This window comes from Burkholderia sp. CpTa8-5 (genome assembly GCF_017815045.1).
Taxonomy (GTDB): Bacteria; Pseudomonadota; Gammaproteobacteria; order Burkholderiales; family Burkholderiaceae; genus Burkholderia; species Burkholderia sola.
Map to the genome: position 1 here is coordinate 60,910 of NZ_JAGIQD010000020.1, position 16,542 is coordinate 77,451.

The window sequence follows — 16,542 nt, forward strand, 5'->3', positions numbered from 1 at the left end:
TTTGGCCCCTTTACGGCGCGCACAAATGAAACACCCCGCAGCGCGAAGCATGCGGGGTGGCGAAGCGACCCCGCGCGGCAACGGCCGCGCGGGTCGCCAAGCGTCACTCGAAGCGGCCGGTGCGCGCCATCTCCATCAGGCGCGCGATGCGCTCCTCGGTGGCCGGGTGCGTCGAGAACAGGTTCTGCAGACCGCCGCCGTGCAGCGGATTCATGATCATCATCTGCGCGGTGGCCGGATGCGCTTCGGCCGCCTGGAACGGGATGCCCGCCGCATAGCGATGGATCTTGTCGAGCGCGGTGGCGAGCGACTGCGGATCGCCGGAAATCTGCGCGCCGCCGCGGTCGGCCTCGAACTCGCGGGCCCGCGAAATCGCCATCTGGATGAGCGCGCCGGCGATCGGCGCGAGCAACGCGACCGCGATACCGGCGATCGGGTTGGCCGGCCGGCCGTTCTCGTCGCGCCCGCCAAAGAACATCGCGAAGTTCGCGAGCGCCGAGATCGCGCCCGCCATCGTCGCGGTGATCGTCGAGATCAGGATGTCGCGGTGCTTCACGTGCGCGAGCTCGTGCGCCATCACGCCGCGCATCTCGCGCTCCGACAGCACGCGCAGGATGCCCGTCGTCGCGGCGACCGCCGCGTGCTCCGGGTTGCGGCCCGTCGCGAACGCGTTCGGCGCATCCTCGTTGATCAGGTAGACGCGCGGCATCGGCAGGTTCGCGCGCGTGGCCAGCTCGCGCACCATCCGGTAGAACTGCGGCGCCGTGTTCTCGTCGACTTCCTGCGCGTTGTACATGCGCAGCACCATCTTGTCCGAGAACCAGTACGAGAAGAAATTCATGCCGAGCGCGAACAGCAGCGCGATCGTCATGCCGCGCGAGCCGCCGATCATCCCGCCGATCACGATGAACAGGGCCGTGATCGCGGCCATCAGCATCGCCGTTTTGACCCAATTGAACATACCCACTCCTTATCCGTCAGGGGACCCGCCGCGCATCACAGCGCACGGCGGAAAATTGTAAGCGATTTGTTAGATAAGGTCTTGCCGGAAAAATTCAATCTCAGCGTTGCGAAGCGGCGAGACGAAGGCCGAGCCCGACGAAAGCGCTGCCGACCGTGCGGTCGAGCCACTTCCTGACGCCCGGCTTGCCGGAAAAGCGCTGCGTGACGCTGCCCGCCACCCACGCGACCACGCTCGTCCAGACCGTGCTCATCGCGACGAACACCGCGCCGAGGGTCAGGAACGCCCAGGCCTTGTGCGGGCTGTCGGCCGATACGAACTGCGGAAAGAACGACACGAAGAACAGCACGACCTTCGGATTCAGCACGTTGGTCCAGAAACCCTGCATGAACAGCTGGCGCAGCGGCTTGGCGGCCGCGGCCTGCGCGGCTTCGGCGCCCGACGGCGCGGCGGCCTGCTTCGCGATGATCATCCGCACGCCGAGATAAATCAGGTACGCGGCGCCGACCAGCTTGATCACCGTGAACGCGGTTGCCGACGCGGCCAGCAGCGCGGTCAGGCCGAACGCGCAGGCGAGCGCATGGACGCAGCAGCCGGCCGAAATGCCGAACGCCGACATCAGCCCCGCGCCGCGCCCCTGCGCGACGCTGCGGCCGACGATGTAGGCCGTATCGGGACCGGGCGTGATGTTCAGCAGGAAAACCGCGAACACGAAGAAGCCGAAATGGGTGATGCCGAACATGAAAACCTCGAAACCGGAGAGCGCAGGGAAATTCTACGCGCGCGCGCCGCCCCGCGCGACTCGGCCGTCCGGCCAGTTGCGCCGGGCCGGCGGACCGGGTCGAATGACGCTCAGGTCCTGTCAGTCCACGTCGGGCAGCGCGAACCGCTGGCCGGCGGCGAGCGGCGAACCGGCGAGGAATTCTCGCGCGGGCAGCCGCTTGCCGCCCGGTTTCTGCAACTGGGTCACGCGCAGCGCGCCTCTACCGCATGCGACCACCACGCCTTCCGGCGCGGCTTCGACGATCGTGCCGGGCGCCGCGTCGGCAATCGTGGCCGGCGCAGCCACGGGCTCGGCCGCCCACAGCTTGATGGCCGCGCCGTCGAGCGTCGCGACGCCGCCCGGGAACGGATCGAACGCACGCACCTGACGCGCGAGCACGTCGGCCGGCTTGCGCCAGTCGAGCGCCGCTTCGTGCTTGCCGATCTTTTCCGCGTAGGTCACGCCGTCGGCCGGCTGCGGCGTCGCCGGCAGCGTGCCGTCGCGCTCGAGCCGCACGAGCGCATCGACGATCAGCCGCGCGCCGTCGGCGGCGAGCCGGTCGTGCAGCGTCGCGGTCGTATCGTCGGGCGCGATCGCGAGGCGCGCCTCCTCGATCATCGCGCCGGTGTCGAGGCCAACGTCCATCTGCATCAGCGTAACGCCCGTCTCGGCGTCGCCGGCCTCGATCGCACGATGGATCGGCGCCGCGCCGCGCCAGCGCGGCAGCAGCGACGCGTGGATGTTGATGCAGCCGGCGCGCGGGATGTCGAGCACTTCCTGCGGCAGCAGCAGGCCGTACGCGGCCACCACCATCACGTCGTGCGGCGTCGTGCGCAGCAGCTCGATCGCGTCGGCCGCCTCCGCCGGGTACTTGCCCGCGCGGCGCAGCGACGGCGGCTGCGCGACGGTCATCCCGTGCTCGACGGCGTAGCGCTTCACCGCGCTCGCCTGGAGTTTCATCCCGCGCCCGGCCGGGCGATCGGGCTGGGTGAGCACGAGCGGCACCGGGAAACCGGCCTCGTGGATCGCGGCAAGAGCGGCCGCGGCGAATTCCGGCGTACCGGCAAAAATCACGCGCAACGTATGGGTCATGACAGCGTTCGGGGTCGGGCTGGGCGCACGCGCATCACATCGCGCGTTCGAGTTTCTTCATCTTCGTCTTGATACGCGTCTGCTTGAGCGGCGACAGGTATTCGACGAACACGCGGCCCATCAGGTGATCCATCTCGTGCTGGACGCACACCGCGAGCAACCCTTCGCAGTCGAGCTCGAACGTCTCGCCCTGCTCGTTGAGCGCGCGCACGCGCACGTGGTCGGGACGTTCGACTTCGTCGTAGATGCCGGGCACCGACAAACAGCCTTCCTCGTAGGTCTGCTTCGCGTCGCTCGACCACACGATTTCCGGGTTGATGAACGCGCGCAGCTCGTTCTTCTCCTCGGAGACGTCGATCACGATCACGCGCTCGTGCACGTCGACCTGGGTGGCCGCCAGGCCGATGCCGGGCGCCGCGTACATGGTCTCGGCCATGTCGGCGACGAGCTTGCGGATCCGGTCGTCGACCTTGTCGACGGGCTTCGCGACCTTGTGCAGCCGCTTGTCGGGGTAATGAAGAATATTGAGCAAAGCCATGGTGTTCGGTATTCGGTGGAGCGGCGCGCCGCATCGGCCATCCGGCCGGCTGGCGCCGCCGCCGGGATGCAATGAAGATGAGGCGGATGCGTGGCATATCAATGCCGCGGATCGCGCCTCCTGCAATCGGCCGGGCGCCTGCGCGCACGGCCCTGTCGAGTATTTCGGATGATGAAAATTTTATCATGGCGCCACGCGCTCCGCTGGACGCCGCATTCGAGGGCCGCCTCATGTCCCCGCAAGCGCTGACGCCCGCCGCGCTGCGCGCCTGGCTGCAGCTCGCGCATGCGCCCGGCCTCTCGGCCGCCGTGCTACAGGCGCTGCTCGCGGCATTCGGCTCGCCGGCGGCGTTGCTGCGCGCGTCCGACGAAGCCATCGCCGCCGTGAGCAGCCCCGCCGCCGCGCAGGCCGTGCGCGCAAGCGAGCGCGACGATCTCGACACGCGCACCCGCGCCGTGCTCGCGTGGCTCGACGGGCCGGGCAACGGGCTCGTCACGCTGAGCGACCCGGCCTACCCGCCGCGGCTGCGCGACCTGCACGATCCGCCGCCGCTGCTATATGTAAAGGGGCGGCTCGACCTGCTGCACGCACACGGCCTCGCCATCGTCGGCAGCCGCCATGCGACGCCGCAAGGGCTCGCCGACGCCGCGCACTTCGCCCACGCGTTGTCCGACGCGGGCCTCACGATCGTCTCGGGCCTCGCGCTCGGGATCGACGCCGCCGCGCATCGTGGCGGGCTCGACAGCCGGTCGGGCACCGTCGCGGTGATCGCGACGGGCGCCGATCTCGTCTATCCGGCGCGGCACCGCGCGCTCGCCCACGAGATCGCCGCGCACGGCGCGATCGTGTCGGAATGGCCGCTCGGCACGCCGGCCCGCGCCGCACATTTCCCGCAGCGCAACCGGCTGATCGCCGCGCTGGCGATCGGCGCGCTCGTCGTCGAGGCCGCCCCGCGCTCGGGCTCGCTGATCACCGCGCGGCTCGCGAACGAACTGGGGCGCGATGTGTTCGCGATGCCCGGTTCGATCCACGCCCCGCTCGCGCAGGGCTGCCACGCGCTGATCCGCGACGGCGCAAAGCTCACCGCGGCGCCGCTCGACGTGCTCGAGGAATACGGGCTGGGCGAGCCGGCCGCGCGCGCAACGGGCGGCGCGACGCGGGCCGGCAACCGGGGCGAGAACGCCGGTGCGATTCGCGAACCCGAAGCTGCCGGCGTCGCGCCAACGGATCGCGCCGTCGCGGGCGCGCCGCCGCCCCCTCGCATCGAAGCCCGGCCACCGGGCAACCCGTCGGAACAGGCAGTGCTCGCCGCGCTGGGATACGGGCCCGTGACGTATGAATGGCTCGCCGAGCACAGCGGCCTGTCCGACGACGTGCTGCATGGCGCGCTGCTCGCGCTGGAACTGGCCGGCCGCGTCGCCAGTGTCCCCGGCGGACGCTTCGCGCGGCTTGATGCGGCGCCCACCCCGTCCGCGCGGGGCGTGCTACATTCCCCGGCATAGGGGCGGCCCGGCCGCCGACGCTACCCAAGGAATGCCATGCCCGCGCTGAATCTCGACACCGACGCAGATCGGATCGCCGAGCGCCTCGCCGATCCCGGCACGTTGCTGGTCGCGTGCCTGTGCGCCGACTGGTGCGGCACGTGCCGCGACTACCGGACCGCCTTCGACCAGCTCGCCGACGCGCATCCGGACGCCTGCTTCGCGTGGATCGACATCGAAACCCATGCCGACCGGCTCGACGATCTCGACGTCGAGAACTTCCCGACCATCCTGATCGAGGATGCGCACACCGCACGCTTCTTCGGCACGGTGCTGCCGCACGCGGCGATCGTCGAGCGCATGCTGTCCGACCTGAGCGCGGTGCCTGGTGCGCCGCACGCACCGAAATTGCGCGACGTCCTGAACGTCGAAGCCTGAATTCGCGGGCCGGCGCGGCGGTTTGGCGCAGGTTTGCGCGCGCCGCCGCGCCCGGCGCTTGCCGCCGTTGCGGCCCCCCTCTATGATGAGCCGCTTTTTACACGCTGAGCCGCCGTCGCTGCGGCGTGTGCTATAAAGCGGTCGTAAAAGGGACCTACACCGGCGAACCCGGTCTACCAACACACACCTGTCATGTCCAAAGCACTGATCATTGCGGAAAAGCCTTCTGTCGCGAACGACATCGCACGCGCTTTGGGCGGCTTTACCAAGCATGACGAGTATTACGAGAGCGACGATTTCGTTCTTTCGTCCGCTGTCGGCCACCTGCTGGAAATCGCCGCCCCGGAGGAGTACGAGGTCAAGCGCGGGAAATGGAGCTTCGCGCATCTACCCGTCATCCCCCCGCATTTCGACCTGAACCCGATCGCAAAAAGCGAGTCGCGCCTGAAGGTGCTCACGAAGCTGATGAAGCGCAAGGACGTCGACCGCCTGATCAACGCATGTGACGCGGGGCGCGAAGGCGAGCTGATTTTCCGCCTGATCGCGCAGCACGCGAAGGCGAAGCAGCCGGTCCAGCGGCTCTGGCTGCAATCGATGACGCCGCAGGCGATCCGCGACGGTTTCGCGAACCTGCGCAGCGACTCGGACATGCAGCCGCTCGCCGACGCCGCACGCTGCCGCTCGGAAGCCGACTGGCTCGTCGGGATCAACGGCACCCGCGCGATGACCGCGTTCAACAGCAAGGGCGGCGGCTTCTTTCTGACCACCGTCGGCCGCGTTCAGACGCCAACGTTGTCGATCGTCGTCGAACGCGAAGAGAAAATCCGCCGCTTCGTCCCGCGCGACTACTGGGAAGTGAAGGCCGAATTCGCGTGCGCGGGCGGCTTCTACGAAGGCAAGTGGTACGACCCCAAATTCAAGCGCGACGAATTCGATCCGGAAAAGCGCGACTCCCGCCTGTGGAGCCTGCCAGCCGCCGAAACGATCGTCGCCGCCTGCCGCGACCAGGTCGGCACGGTGTCCGAGGAATCGAAGCCGTCGACGCAACTGTCGCCGCTGCTGTTCGACCTGACGAGCCTGCAGCGCGAGGCGAACGGGCGCTTCGGCTTCTCCGCGAAGAACACGCTCGGCCTCGCGCAGGCGCTGTATGAAAAGCACAAGGTGCTGACCTACCCGCGTACCGACGCGCGCGCGCTGCCGGAAGACTACCTGTCGACGGTCCAGTCCACGCTCGAGATGCTCAAGGAAAGCAACAACTACCTGCCGCATGCGAAGCAGGTGCTCGACAAGGGCTGGGTGAAGCCGAACAAGCGGATCTTCGACAACTCGAAGATCAGCGACCACTTTGCCATCATCCCGACGCTGCAGGCGCCGAAGTCGCTGTCCGAACCGGAGCAGAAGCTGTACGACCTGGTCGTGAAGCGCTTCCTCGCGGTGTTCTTCCCGGCGGCCGAATTCCGCGTGACGACGCGGATCACCGAAGTCGCCGGCCATCACTTCAAGACCGAGGGCAAGGTGCTCGTCGAGCCGGGCTGGCTGCAGGTGTACGGCCGCGACGCCGAAGGCGCGGACGCGAACCTCGTGCCGGTGCAGAAGGACGAGAAGGTGAAAACGGACGAAATCGCCGCCGTCGCACTCGTGACGAAGCCGCCCGCACGCTACTCGGAAGCGACGCTGCTGTCCGCGATGGAAGGCGCGGGCAAGCTGGTCGAGGACGACGAGCTGCGCGAGGCGATGGCCGCCAAGGGCCTCGGCACGCCGGCGACGCGCGCGGCGATCATCGAAGGCCTGCTCGGCGAGAAGTACCTGTTGCGCGAAGGCCGCGAACTGATCCCGACCGCGAAGGCGTTCCAGCTAATGACGCTGCTGCGCGGCCTCGGCGTGAAGGAACTCACCGCGCCCGAGCTCACCGGCGAATGGGAATACAAGCTGTCGCAGATGGAGCGCGGCAATCTCGGCCGCGACGCGTTCATGCAGGAAATCGCCCGCATGACGCAGCAGATCGTCAAGCGCGCGAAGGAATACGATTCCGACACGATTCCCGGCGACTACGCGACCCTTCAGACGCCGTGCCCGAATTGCGGCGGTCAGGTGAAGGAAAACTACCGCCGCTTCGCGTGCACGAAGTGCGACTTCTCGATTTCGAAGATCCCGGGCAGCCGGCAATTCGAGATCCCGGAAGTCGAAGAACTGCTGCAGAAGAAGGAAATCGGGCCGCTGTCCGGGTTCCGCAGCAAGATGGGCCGCCCGTTCTCGGCGATCCTCAAGCTGTCCTTCGACGACGAGACGAAGAACTACAAGCTCGAGTTCGATTTCGGCCAGGACCAGGGCGGCGAGGAAGGCGAAGCGCCCGACTTCTCCGCGCAGGAACCGGTCGGCGCGTGCCCGAAGTGCAAGGGCCGCGTGTTCGAGCACGGGATGAGCTACGTGTGCGAGCACTCGGTCGCGAACCCGAAGACCTGCGACTTCCGCTCCGGCAAGGTGATCCTGCAGCAGGAAATCACGCGCGAGCAGATGGGCAAGCTGCTGGCCGACGGCCGTACGGATCTGCTGCCGGGCTTCAAGTCGTCGCGTACCGGCCGCAACTTCAAGGCGTTCCTCGTGAAGCAGCCGGACGGCAAGATCGGCTTCGAGTTCGAGAAGAAGGAACCGAAGGCGGCCGCCGCGAAGAAGACGGCCAAATCGGCGACGAAGGATGCCGAAACCGTGACCGAAGGCGCCGAAGAGAAACCGGCGCCGGCACGCAAGACCGCCGCCCGCAAGACGACGGCGCGCAAGACGGGTTCGTGACGGCCCGGCCGCCGGGCGCCGCATCGAGCGTGCCCGGCGCCGGCACGCAGCCATGAAAAAACGCGGATCGATCGATCCGCGTTTTTTATTTGCGCCGGCCGTAACGCTACCGGGCGCCGCCCCGTTACAGCGGCGACGGCATCGCCACGCGCGTGCGCGGCGAGCGCGCCACACGCGGCTGCAGGTTCGGACCGGTCGATTCGGGGGGCGGCTCGGCACGCATCTCGACACCGATCGGCGGCGCGCTCTGCGCGGCCCATTGTTCGCCCATCGTCGCGTCGGTCGAGTGGCTGAAATGCTCGACGAGGTGATCGATGAACGTCCGCACCTTCGCCGGCAGATGGCGCCGGCTCGGGTACGCGATGTTGATCTCGACCTGCGGCAGCCGGAAATCCGGCAGCAGCCGCACGAGCGCGCCGCGCGCGATGTCGCTGCCGATCAGGTAGCTCGGCAGGATCGCGACGCCCATCCCGAGCAACGCGAACTGGCGCAGCATCGCGGTGTTGTTCGCGACGATCACGTTGGTCGGGCGCACGCGCACTTCGCCGTCCGGCCCCGTGAACACGCGCTCGTCGCCCCAGTATTCGGTCGGCAGGCTCAGGGCCGGGTGCTCGGCGAGCTGCTCCGGATGAATCGGCACGCCGTGCTTCTCCAGATAGCTGGGCGTCGCGCACACGGTCATGCAGCCGGTGGTCAGACGCCGGGTGACGATGCTCGCGCTACGCATCTGGCGCGTGACGACGATGCCGACGTCGAAGCCTTCCTCGACCAGATCGACCTGTCGGTCGACCAGCGTGAGATCCGGCACCACTTTCGGGAAATTCTCCGTGTACGACTGCAGCACGGGCGCGAGGTTGTGCAGGCCGAACACGACCGGCGCGACGATGCGCAGCGTGCCGACCGGCTCGTGATTGCGTGCGACGACCATCTGCTCGACGTCCTCGAGCTCGTCGAGGATCTGGCGGGCACGCTCCAGATAAACCTGACCCGACTCCGTCAGGGAGAGGCTGCGCGTGGTGCGGTTGAGCAAACGCGTGCCGAGCCGGCCTTCCAGATCGGCGACGTGGCGCGTCGCGACCGCGTTGGAGATATCCATTGCGCTCGCGGCCCGCGCGAAACTGCCGAGATCTGCAACCTTGACGAACACGCGCATCGACTGCAAATGATCCATAAACGACTCCTGCCGCTGTTACAACTTCAAAAAGATGAAGCAAATGCGTAATTCTCCTACGACAGCGGAAATGATGCAGAGTTGCTCAACAAGGCACCGGTTGACGATAAAAATAGTCAAAAATCCTCGCCTTCTGCGGATACTTGATCCAATTATTCTGCTTGAAGCAACAATTGGGTGAACCTCGGCGAGTAAACGGCCGAATCAGAAAGGACGTGTTTGATGCGACACAACAGCGCACCCGTTTGCACGGGCCGGGAGCGGTGCCGGGGGCGGCAGGGCCGATTGCGGCGGAGCGTAACAACCTGTTAAAAAGACACCACCAAGGCGGCCGACGTTGCATCATGTCGGCCCCGGCCGGGCGAGACGGCCGCGCAAGCTGCGCCGCCGCCCTTGCCGCTTTCAACGCGCGACACCCCGTTCACCATGAAAATTGCCATCCTCGACGACTACCAGGACGCCGTCCGCAAGCTGAACTGCTTCGAGATGCTCGCCGGCCACGACGTAAAGGTCTTCAACAATACGGTGCGCGGCCTCGGACAGCTCGCCAGCCGTCTGGCCGAAGTCGAGGCGCTCGTGCTGATTCGTGAACGGACCCCGATTACGTCCCAGCTACTGGCCAAGCTGCCGAACCTGCGCATGATCAGCCAGACCGGCCGCGTGTCGAGCCACATCGATCTCGACGCGTGTACCGATCGCGGCGTCGCGGTGCTCGAAGGCACCGGTTCGCCGGTCGCGCCGGCCGAGCTGACCTGGGCGCTCGTGATGGCCGCCCAGCGCCGCATCCCGCAATACGTCGCGAACCTGAAGCAGGGCGCCTGGCAGCAGTCGGGCCTGAAGACGTCGGCGATGCCGCCGAACTTCGGCCTCGGCCAGGTGCTGCGCGGCCAGACGCTCGGCATCTGGGGCTACGGCAAAATCGGCCGGCTCGTCGCCGGCTACGGCAAGGCGTTCGGGATGAACGTGCTGATCTGGGGCCGCGAGCATTCGCTCGAAGCCGCGCGCGCCGACGGCTACACGGCCGCCGACAGCCGCGAGGCGCTGTTCGAACAGAGCGACGTGCTGTCGCTGCACCTGCGCCTGCACGACGACACGCGCGGGATCGTGAAGCAGGAAGACCTGATGCGGATGAAGCCGACGTCGCTGCTCGTCAACACGAGCCGCGCCGAGCTGCTCGAGGAAAACGCGCTCGTCAACGCGCTGTCGCACAACCGTCCGGGGATGGTCGCGATCGACGTGTTCGAAAGCGAGCCGATCCTGCAGGGCTACAGCCTGCTGCGGATGGAAAACGTGATCTGCACGCCGCACATCGGCTACGTCGAACGCGAAAGCTACGAGCTGTATTTCAGTGCCGCATTCCGCAACATTCTCGCGTTCGACGACGGCGACATGTCGAGCGTCGCCAACCCGGAAGCGCTGACGCCGATCCGCAAGCGCTGATCGCACGGGCTGCGCGCGTCGCGCGGCCCCTTTTGCCCTTTACTCCCTTCCCGATCGTTCGTCAGGCGGCCACGCGGCCGCCCGTCATCGCGCCGACGCGCGTGAGAAAGTGCTCGCCGTCGCGCCGCCCGAGATCGTACGCATGCCGCATCTGCGACGGGCTCGTGTAATCCCAGCTCGAAATCGGCACCTTGCTCGACGGCTGCACGTACAGCCGCCGCTGGTCGCCATGCGCGACCGTGAACATCTGCGGACGTGGATACAGCCGCGTGACGAGCACCAGCACGTCGCCCGGCGACGGGTCGAGCGCATCGACCGGCACGTTGTCGACCATCCCGCCGTCGAGCACCGGCCGGCCGCCGCGCCGCAGTACCGGCGTGAACGGCGGCGTGCAGGACGACTGCAGGATCAGGTCGGCGAGTTCGTCGACGTGCGTGCAGGCCTGCGCGCGCACGAATTCGGGCCGAAAGCCGAGCGTGCGCCCGAGCGTCGGGTGCAGCGTCTTGCGCACGTACTTTTCGATGTTGTATGCGACGAGGCCGGCGGCCACCGCGCTGCGCGCGCCGAGCCAGCGCGGCACGTGCGACACGCCGATGCGGATCTCCGGCGCAGCGGCGAGCTTCGCGAACGGCTCGCCGTAGATGTCGAGCAGCGCCTGACGGTAGATCCGGTAATGCGGAAACACGGGCTCGCGCCCGAACAGGTTGCCCCAGTACGCGTTCTTCCGGTTGTGGCGCAGCGCCTCTTCGTAATAGCGCATCACCCACGCGGCGTCGCGCGTATACAGCATGCATGCGGTCGCCGCGCCGGCCGAGATGCCGGTGATCACGCGCGGGCGCAGGCCGAGGGCCGGCTGCGCGACGTCCCAGAAGCCGGCTTGCCACCAGCAACGATTGCCGCCGCCCGCGAAGACGATCTGGTCGAACATCGCGCCGCTCAGCTGATGAGCGCGTAGGTCGACGTCGCGTGAACGGCCATCGTGCCGTCCTCGTCGAACAGTTCGACTTCGCCGAACACGAGGTTGCGGCCCATCCGCAGCACGCGCGCGGTGACGAGCACGTCGCCCTTGCGCACCGGACGCATGAAATTCGTGTTCAGTGACACCGTCGTCATCGGCCGGAATTCGCCCAGCGCGGCCGAGATCGCGACCACCATCGCGGTGTCGGCGGCCGCCGTGAACACCTGGCCGCAGATCACGCCGCCCGAATGACGGAACTCGCCGGAAAACGGCAGGCGCAGCGTGACGCTATCGTCGCCGATCGACACGGGGACCAGACCCAGCGAGCGGACCCACGGGGCCAGCAGGCGATCCAGCAATTCGCGGACTGCGTTTTCGTCCATCTTCGAATGTCCAGAAAACGTTGCGCGACCGCCGCGCAACGCGTGTGGCGTCATCATACCGGGAGCGCGCAAACTGCGACCGCTCGTTACCGCGCCGACAGCCGCCGTTGTCTTGACGAAATATTTTCAGGCAATCTGCAGAAAGGGCTTGCCATGCCCTGAAAACCCCGGCATAATCTTTCTTCTGTTGGGGGCGTTAGCTCAGTTGGTAGAGCAGCGGACTCTTAATCCGTAGGTCGAGTGTTCGAGTCACTCACGCCCCACCAGGAATTCCAAAGGCCGGTCAGCGAAAGCTGACCGGCCTTTTTCCGTTTTGGCGCGCCGCACTCGCGGCGTGCGCCCTTCGCGGCGACACGTGACCGCACGCCCGTCGCGCATCGTTTCCGCTAGAATCGTCCGACAAATATCACACGACCGGCGCCAGGCATCGTCGTTGGCCCGCCGGCACTGAGAGAGCATGGGACGTCAGACATGGAAGCATGTGAACGACGCGCGACCATTCAGAGGGCATGGTTGCGCCAATATCGGCCTGTCCGTCGCGATGGGCCGCTCACCCGGGCACACCCGAATCCGCGCGACGCACGAACCGGATCGCGTCATGCCGGGTAAGAACGCGCTGGTCGCGCTGATGATCGGGGTCGTCCTGTCCGTGCTGGCCGGCGCACTGGCCATCACCGCCAGCCGGGAACCCGGGCACCTGGTCCGCGCGCCGGGCACAGTCGTGCGCATCGTCCAGGACAGCGATGCGATGCGCGCGTACCGCCCGATCGTCGCGTACCTCGCGAACGACGGCCAGCGCCGCGAAGTCGCCGGCAATACCGCGTCGACGGTCCCCGCCTACGACATCGGCGAAAACGTCGACGTCCTGCTCGACCCCGACCACCCCGAGCGCCCCGCGCTGATCGACGATTTCGCGCAACGCTGGTTTCCGGTGGCCGTGCCGGCGCTGCTCGCCGTCGCGTCGTTCGCGATCGGCGGCCTGCTGATCGCCGGCGAGCGCCGCCGCCGGCAAGCGGAGCCGGCACCGCCCCGCGCCGCACGCAAGGCGGCACGACGCCGCTGGGATGTCGCGATCGTGCTGATTCCGATCGCGATCGGCACGGGCTTCCTCGCCGGCGCTGGCGCGGCCGGCCTGCATCAGTGGCAGGTCGTCCACCACTATGCGCGATCGACCGGCCATGTGGTCAAGATCGCGAAAAACGGGCGGTCGTCGCGGTCGCGCACGGCGCCGTATTCGGCCGTCGTCGCGTTCACCACCGACAGCGGTCGGCTGATCACGTTCGCCCAGGGCTCGGCGTTGTCGCACCCGGGCCTGCACGAAGGCGACGCGGTCAACGTACTGTACGACCCCGTCACCCCCGAGCGCGCGCTCGTCGATCGCTTCTGGGATCGCTGGGGCCTCACCGCCATCCTGTTCGCGATCGGTGCGCCGTTCCTTGCAGCGGGGCTGTTCATCGCCGCGACGTTATGGCCCGACCACCACCGTTCACACGAAGCCGCTCCATGACGCACGCGCGGCGCGGCAACCGTCGCGACGCGCGCGTCACCGCTCCCTGAACGCCTCCACCTTCGCGCGATTCCCGCACGTGCGCATGTCGCACCAGCGCCGGCCTACGCCGCGGCCGCGATCGACGAAGAACCACGTACACCGGCCGCACTGCCGCACGCGCGCGAAATCGTCGCTGCGCATCAGATGCTCGAAACCGAGCGCGACCGCATCGATCCAGCGCGACGCGGTACGCGCGTCGAGCCGCCACGCGAAGCGGCCGCCGACCGCGTCGAACGCACTGCGCCCGATCGCCTCGCGGATCGTCACCGCGAGCCGGTCCGCCGCACGCGCGCCCGCGCTGCCGCCGCCTTCGGTCGTCAGATGCGCGATCGCGACGTATGCGTCGTCGCGAAAGCGGTGCAGCGCCGCCAGCTCGTCGGGGCCGTCCTGCCGAGGATGACGCAGCAGCCGCGCCAGATCGTCCGGCGCCAGCAACCCCGCCTTCGCTGCCCACGCGCGCACGGCCGGCCAGTCGACGAGCTTCTCCTCGTCGCGCGTCTTGCCCGTGTCGGCCACCGTGTTCAGGAAGTCGAGCGCCGGATGGCCGCCGACGAAATCGGCCGCGCGCCATTCGTGATCATGTCGCGCCGGGTCGGATCGAGTAACCATTTATTTTCACCTATCGGTTTCATATCCGGAGAATCCGGCGTAACCTTTTAACAACCGAAACAGGTTATCACGGAGAAGCCGATGCTCGAACTCCCGAACCGCTTCAATTTCGAAGGCCACCGGATTGCATGGGGCACGCTCGGCGAAGGCCCGCCGCTCGTCCTCGTGCACGGCACGCCGTTTTCGTCGCAGGTATGGCGCCGGATCGCGCCGTGGCTCGCGCGGCGCCATCGCGTGTATTTCTACGACCTGCTCGGTTATGGCCGGTCCGACATGCCGGACGCGGACGTATCGCTGGGCCGCCAGAACGCGCTGTTCGGCGCGCTGCTGAATGAGTGGAAACTGTCGCGGCCGCGCGTGCTCGCGCACGACTACGGCGGTGCTACCGTGCTGCGCGCGCACTTTCTCGACGGCATCGCCTATGCGGACCTCACGCTCGTGAATCCGGTCGCGATCGCGCCGCAAGGGTCGCCGTTCGTGCGCCACGTCGCGCAGCACGGAGCCGCGTTCACCGGCTTGCCCGCGTACGCGCATCACGCGCTCCTGTCGGCCTATATCGGCCAGGCGGTCGCGCGGCCGTTGCGCGACGACGTGCTGTCGATCTACCGCGAGCCATGGTTCACGCCGGCCGGCCAGGCCGCGTTCTATCGCCAGATCGCGCAGATGCGCCAGCGCTACATCGAGGAAGCGGAGGCCCGCTACGCGCCGCCGGACTTTCCGGTGCGGATCGTGTGGGGCGAGGACGACATGTGGATCCCGCTCGAGCAAGGGCAGGCGCTGGCCGATCGCATCGCGAACGGCAAGCTGATCCGGGTTCCACACGCGGGCCATCTGGTGCAGGAGGATGCGCCGGAGGCGATCGTCGCCGCCGTGCTCGACGGGTACGCGCCGGGCTGAGCATCACGGCATCGCGTACCGCGTGTCGCGTCAGAACACCGGCGCGCGTTGCGCGAGCGTCGCGACGAATTTCGCGGTGCGCGGATCGCGCGGCCGGCCGAACACGTCGCGCGATGGCCCGGCTTCGACGATGCGGCCGTCGGCGAGGAACACCGCATCGTGCGCGATCGACGCGGCCAGACGCAGGTCGTGCGTGGCCATCAGCATCGTCGTGCCTTCGCGCGCGAGCTGGCGCAGCACCTCGACCACTTCGACCGACAGCTCCGGATCGAGCGCCGACGTCGGCTCGTCGCACAACAGCACCTGCGGAGACGGCGCGAGCGCCCGCGCGATCGCCACGCGCTGCTGTTGTCCGCCCGACAGCGTGGCCGGCCATGCGTCGGCCTTGTCCGCGATGCCGACCTTGTCGAGCAGCGCGAGCGCCCGCTGGCGCGCCTGTTCGCGTGGCCAGCGCTGCACGGTCACGAGCCCCTCCATCACGTTCTGCACGACGCTCAGGTGCGGAAACAACTGGAAGTTCTGGAACACCATGCCGGTCTGCTTGCGCACCGCGAACACTGCGTCGCGCGACGGCCGGTGCGCCGGCACGAAGTCGATGCGCGCATCGCCGACGACCAGCGCGCCGGCCTCCGGCACTTCGAGCAGATTTACGCAGCGCAGCAGCGTGCTCTTGCCGCTGCCGGACGGGCCGATCAATGCGGTCACGCTGCCCGGCTGCAACGCGAGGTCGATGCCGCTCAGCACGCGATGCGCGCCGAACGACTTGTCGATGCGTTCAAGGCGGATCATCGCAACTCCGCGTGGAACAGCGCGTGGCGGCCGAAGCGAAGCTCCAGCCGGCGTTGCAGCGACGACAGCACCGAGCTGAACAGCAGATAGATCAACGCGGCTTCGGTATAGAGGATCAGCGGCTCGTAGGTCACGGCCGCGATGCGTTGCGCGGCCTGGAAGATCTCGGGGACTGTCAGCACGGCCGCGAGCGACGTGTCCTTCACGAGCGAGATGAATGAATTCGACAGCGCGGGCAGCGCGACGCGCGCGGCCTGCGGCAGGATCGCGCGGCGCAGCGCCTGTGCGCGCGTCATCGCCATCGAGTACGCGGCTTCCCACTGCCCTTTCGGGATCGACTCGATCACGCCGCGGATCACCTCCGCGTTGTACGCGCCGACGTTCAGCGAGAAGCCGATCACGGCGGCCGTCAGCGGATCGAGCACGATGCCGACGTTCGGCAATCCGTAGAAGATCACGAACAACTGCACGAGCAGCGGCGAGCCGCGGAACAGCCAGATATAGAACCGCACGACCGCCTGCGCCCAACGCGGCCCGAACAGCCGCACGAGCGCCGCGCCGAACGCGAGCAACAGGCCGATCGCGAACGACGCGAGCGTGAGCGGACCCGTAAACACGAGCCCTGCAACCAGCAGGGGACGCAGCGATTCCACCATCAGGTGCAGCCAGGCCGGCATCGTTCA

General features: G+C 67.8%; 16 protein-coding genes and 1 tRNA gene. 7 read left to right on the forward strand and 10 right to left on the reverse strand.

The features are described 5' to 3' along the window. Window positions 1-103: 103 nt before the first annotated feature. The 4 genes from htpX to def form a co-directional block, all read right to left on the reverse strand. Complete coding sequence (gene htpX / locus J8I35_RS25525; RefSeq protein ID WP_011546484.1) at window positions 104-961, reverse strand: zinc metalloprotease HtpX; 858 nt, start codon at window positions 959-961, stop codon at window positions 104-106. A gap of 100 nt (window positions 962-1,061) precedes the next feature. Continuing rightward, window positions 1,062-1,703 (reverse strand): LysE family translocator, encoded by a 642-nt coding sequence (locus J8I35_RS25530; protein ID WP_124556226.1) that lies wholly within the window; start codon window positions 1,701-1,703, stop codon window positions 1,062-1,064. Window positions 1,704-1,823: 120 nt separating this feature from the next. Beyond that, window positions 1,824-2,816 carry a methionyl-tRNA formyltransferase gene (fmt, locus tag J8I35_RS25535; RefSeq protein WP_209927576.1) on the reverse strand — a complete coding sequence of 331 codons (993 nt, stop codon included), beginning with the start codon at window positions 2,814-2,816 and terminating at the stop codon, window positions 1,824-1,826. 34 nt (window positions 2,817-2,850) lie between these two features. Continuing rightward, window positions 2,851-3,354 carry a peptide deformylase gene (gene def / locus J8I35_RS25540; protein ID WP_006485794.1) on the reverse strand — a complete coding sequence of 168 codons (504 nt, stop codon included), beginning with the start codon at window positions 3,352-3,354 and terminating at the stop codon, window positions 2,851-2,853. A 185-nt stretch (window positions 3,355-3,539) separates the two neighbouring features. Here def and dprA point away from each other — a divergent pair, with 185 nt between their 5' ends. From dprA to J8I35_RS25555, 3 genes are all read left to right on the forward strand, one after another. Beyond that, window positions 3,540-4,856: a DNA-processing protein DprA gene (dprA, locus tag J8I35_RS25545; RefSeq protein WP_209927578.1), complete on the forward strand. Its 1,317-nt coding sequence runs from the start codon at window positions 3,540-3,542 to the stop codon at window positions 4,854-4,856. 36 nt (window positions 4,857-4,892) lie between these two features. Then, complete coding sequence (locus J8I35_RS25550; protein WP_050011119.1) at window positions 4,893-5,273, forward strand: thioredoxin family protein; 381 nt, start codon at window positions 4,893-4,895, stop codon at window positions 5,271-5,273. A 192-nt stretch (window positions 5,274-5,465) separates the two neighbouring features. Continuing rightward, window positions 5,466-8,063 carry a DNA topoisomerase III gene (locus tag J8I35_RS25555; protein ID WP_050011118.1) on the forward strand — a complete coding sequence of 866 codons (2,598 nt, stop codon included), beginning with the start codon at window positions 5,466-5,468 and terminating at the stop codon, window positions 8,061-8,063. A 124-nt stretch (window positions 8,064-8,187) separates the two neighbouring features. Here J8I35_RS25555 and J8I35_RS25560 read toward each other — a convergent pair whose 3' ends face one another. Beyond that, window positions 8,188-9,234 carry a LysR family transcriptional regulator gene (locus tag J8I35_RS25560; protein WP_050011117.1) on the reverse strand — a complete coding sequence of 349 codons (1,047 nt, stop codon included), beginning with the start codon at window positions 9,232-9,234 and terminating at the stop codon, window positions 8,188-8,190. A gap of 426 nt (window positions 9,235-9,660) precedes the next feature. Here J8I35_RS25560 and J8I35_RS25565 point away from each other — a divergent pair, with 426 nt between their 5' ends. Continuing rightward, on the forward strand, window positions 9,661-10,674 hold the full coding sequence (locus J8I35_RS25565; RefSeq protein ID WP_050011116.1) for a D-2-hydroxyacid dehydrogenase family protein: 1,014 nt from the start codon (window positions 9,661-9,663) through the stop codon (window positions 10,672-10,674). 61 nt (window positions 10,675-10,735) lie between these two features. Here J8I35_RS25565 and J8I35_RS25570 read toward each other — a convergent pair whose 3' ends face one another. Together J8I35_RS25570 and J8I35_RS25575 are read right to left on the reverse strand one after the other, a co-directional pair. Beyond that, window positions 10,736-11,602 (reverse strand): patatin-like phospholipase family protein, encoded by an 867-nt coding sequence (locus tag J8I35_RS25570; RefSeq protein ID WP_124593536.1) that lies wholly within the window; start codon window positions 11,600-11,602, stop codon window positions 10,736-10,738. Between the two features lie 8 nt (window positions 11,603-11,610). Further along, the gene (locus J8I35_RS25575; protein WP_050011114.1) at window positions 11,611-12,015 is read right to left on the reverse strand and encodes a PaaI family thioesterase; all 405 of its coding nucleotides are present in this window, start codon (window positions 12,013-12,015) and stop codon (window positions 11,611-11,613) included. A 190-nt stretch (window positions 12,016-12,205) separates the two neighbouring features. Here J8I35_RS25575 and J8I35_RS25580 point away from each other — a divergent pair. Beyond that, window positions 12,206-12,281, forward strand: a tRNA-Lys gene (locus tag J8I35_RS25580). Between the two features lie 191 nt (window positions 12,282-12,472). Then, on the forward strand, window positions 12,473-13,522 hold the full coding sequence (locus J8I35_RS25585) for a DUF3592 domain-containing protein (RefSeq protein WP_209927580.1): 1,050 nt from the start codon (window positions 12,473-12,475) through the stop codon (window positions 13,520-13,522). Between the two features lie 36 nt (window positions 13,523-13,558). Here J8I35_RS25585 and J8I35_RS25590 read toward each other — a convergent pair whose 3' ends face one another. Beyond that, window positions 13,559-14,173 carry a CGNR zinc finger domain-containing protein gene (locus J8I35_RS25590; protein WP_209927582.1) on the reverse strand — a complete coding sequence of 205 codons (615 nt, stop codon included), beginning with the start codon at window positions 14,171-14,173 and terminating at the stop codon, window positions 13,559-13,561. 81 nt (window positions 14,174-14,254) lie between these two features. Between J8I35_RS25590 and J8I35_RS25595 the strand changes: the two genes are divergently transcribed. Further along, window positions 14,255-15,070 carry an alpha/beta hydrolase gene (locus tag J8I35_RS25595; protein WP_089488916.1) on the forward strand — a complete coding sequence of 272 codons (816 nt, stop codon included), beginning with the start codon at window positions 14,255-14,257 and terminating at the stop codon, window positions 15,068-15,070. Window positions 15,071-15,100: 30 nt separating this feature from the next. Here J8I35_RS25595 and J8I35_RS25600 read toward each other — a convergent pair whose 3' ends face one another. Continuing rightward, complete coding sequence (locus J8I35_RS25600) at window positions 15,101-15,859, reverse strand: amino acid ABC transporter ATP-binding protein (RefSeq protein WP_124638342.1); 759 nt, start codon at window positions 15,857-15,859, stop codon at window positions 15,101-15,103. Further along, the gene (locus J8I35_RS25605) at window positions 15,856-16,536 is read right to left on the reverse strand and encodes an amino acid ABC transporter permease (RefSeq protein ID WP_050011109.1); all 681 of its coding nucleotides are present in this window, start codon (window positions 16,534-16,536) and stop codon (window positions 15,856-15,858) included. Before J8I35_RS25605 ends, J8I35_RS25600 begins: the two co-directional genes overlap by 4 nt. Window positions 16,537-16,542: the final 6 nt, after the last annotated feature.

Excerpts from the sequence above, each read along its gene's own strand:
- def (WP_006485794.1), bottom strand. The coding sequence starts at position 3,354 with ATGGCTTTGCTCAATATTCTTCATTACCCCGACAAGCGGCTGCACAAG.
- fmt (WP_209927576.1), bottom strand. The coding sequence starts at position 2,816 with ATGACCCATACGTTGCGCGTGATTTTTGCCGGTACGCCGGAATTCGCC.
- J8I35_RS25560 (WP_050011117.1), bottom strand. The coding sequence starts at position 9,234 with ATGGATCATTTGCAGTCGATGCGCGTGTTCGTCAAGGTTGCAGATCTC.
- J8I35_RS25575 (WP_050011114.1), bottom strand. The coding sequence starts at position 12,015 with ATGGACGAAAACGCAGTCCGCGAATTGCTGGATCGCCTGCTGGCCCCG.
- J8I35_RS25600 (WP_124638342.1), bottom strand. The coding sequence starts at position 15,859 with ATGATCCGCCTTGAACGCATCGACAAGTCGTTCGGCGCGCATCGCGTG.
- J8I35_RS25585 (WP_209927580.1), top strand. The coding sequence starts at position 12,473 with ATGGGACGTCAGACATGGAAGCATGTGAACGACGCGCGACCATTCAGA.
- J8I35_RS25550 (WP_050011119.1), top strand. The coding sequence starts at position 4,893 with ATGCCCGCGCTGAATCTCGACACCGACGCAGATCGGATCGCCGAGCGC.
- dprA (WP_209927578.1), top strand. The coding sequence starts at position 3,540 with ATGGCGCCACGCGCTCCGCTGGACGCCGCATTCGAGGGCCGCCTCATG.
- J8I35_RS25530 (WP_124556226.1), bottom strand. The coding sequence starts at position 1,703 with ATGTTCGGCATCACCCATTTCGGCTTCTTCGTGTTCGCGGTTTTCCTG.
- J8I35_RS25590 (WP_209927582.1), bottom strand. The coding sequence starts at position 14,173 with ATGGTTACTCGATCCGACCCGGCGCGACATGATCACGAATGGCGCGCG.
- J8I35_RS25565 (WP_050011116.1), top strand. The coding sequence starts at position 9,661 with ATGAAAATTGCCATCCTCGACGACTACCAGGACGCCGTCCGCAAGCTG.
- J8I35_RS25570 (WP_124593536.1), bottom strand. The coding sequence starts at position 11,602 with ATGTTCGACCAGATCGTCTTCGCGGGCGGCGGCAATCGTTGCTGGTGG.
- J8I35_RS25605 (WP_050011109.1), bottom strand. The coding sequence starts at position 16,536 with ATGCCGGCCTGGCTGCACCTGATGGTGGAATCGCTGCGTCCCCTGCTG.
- htpX (WP_011546484.1), bottom strand. The coding sequence starts at position 961 with ATGTTCAATTGGGTCAAAACGGCGATGCTGATGGCCGCGATCACGGCC.
- J8I35_RS25555 (WP_050011118.1), top strand. The coding sequence starts at position 5,466 with ATGTCCAAAGCACTGATCATTGCGGAAAAGCCTTCTGTCGCGAACGAC.
- J8I35_RS25595 (WP_089488916.1), top strand. The coding sequence starts at position 14,255 with ATGCTCGAACTCCCGAACCGCTTCAATTTCGAAGGCCACCGGATTGCA.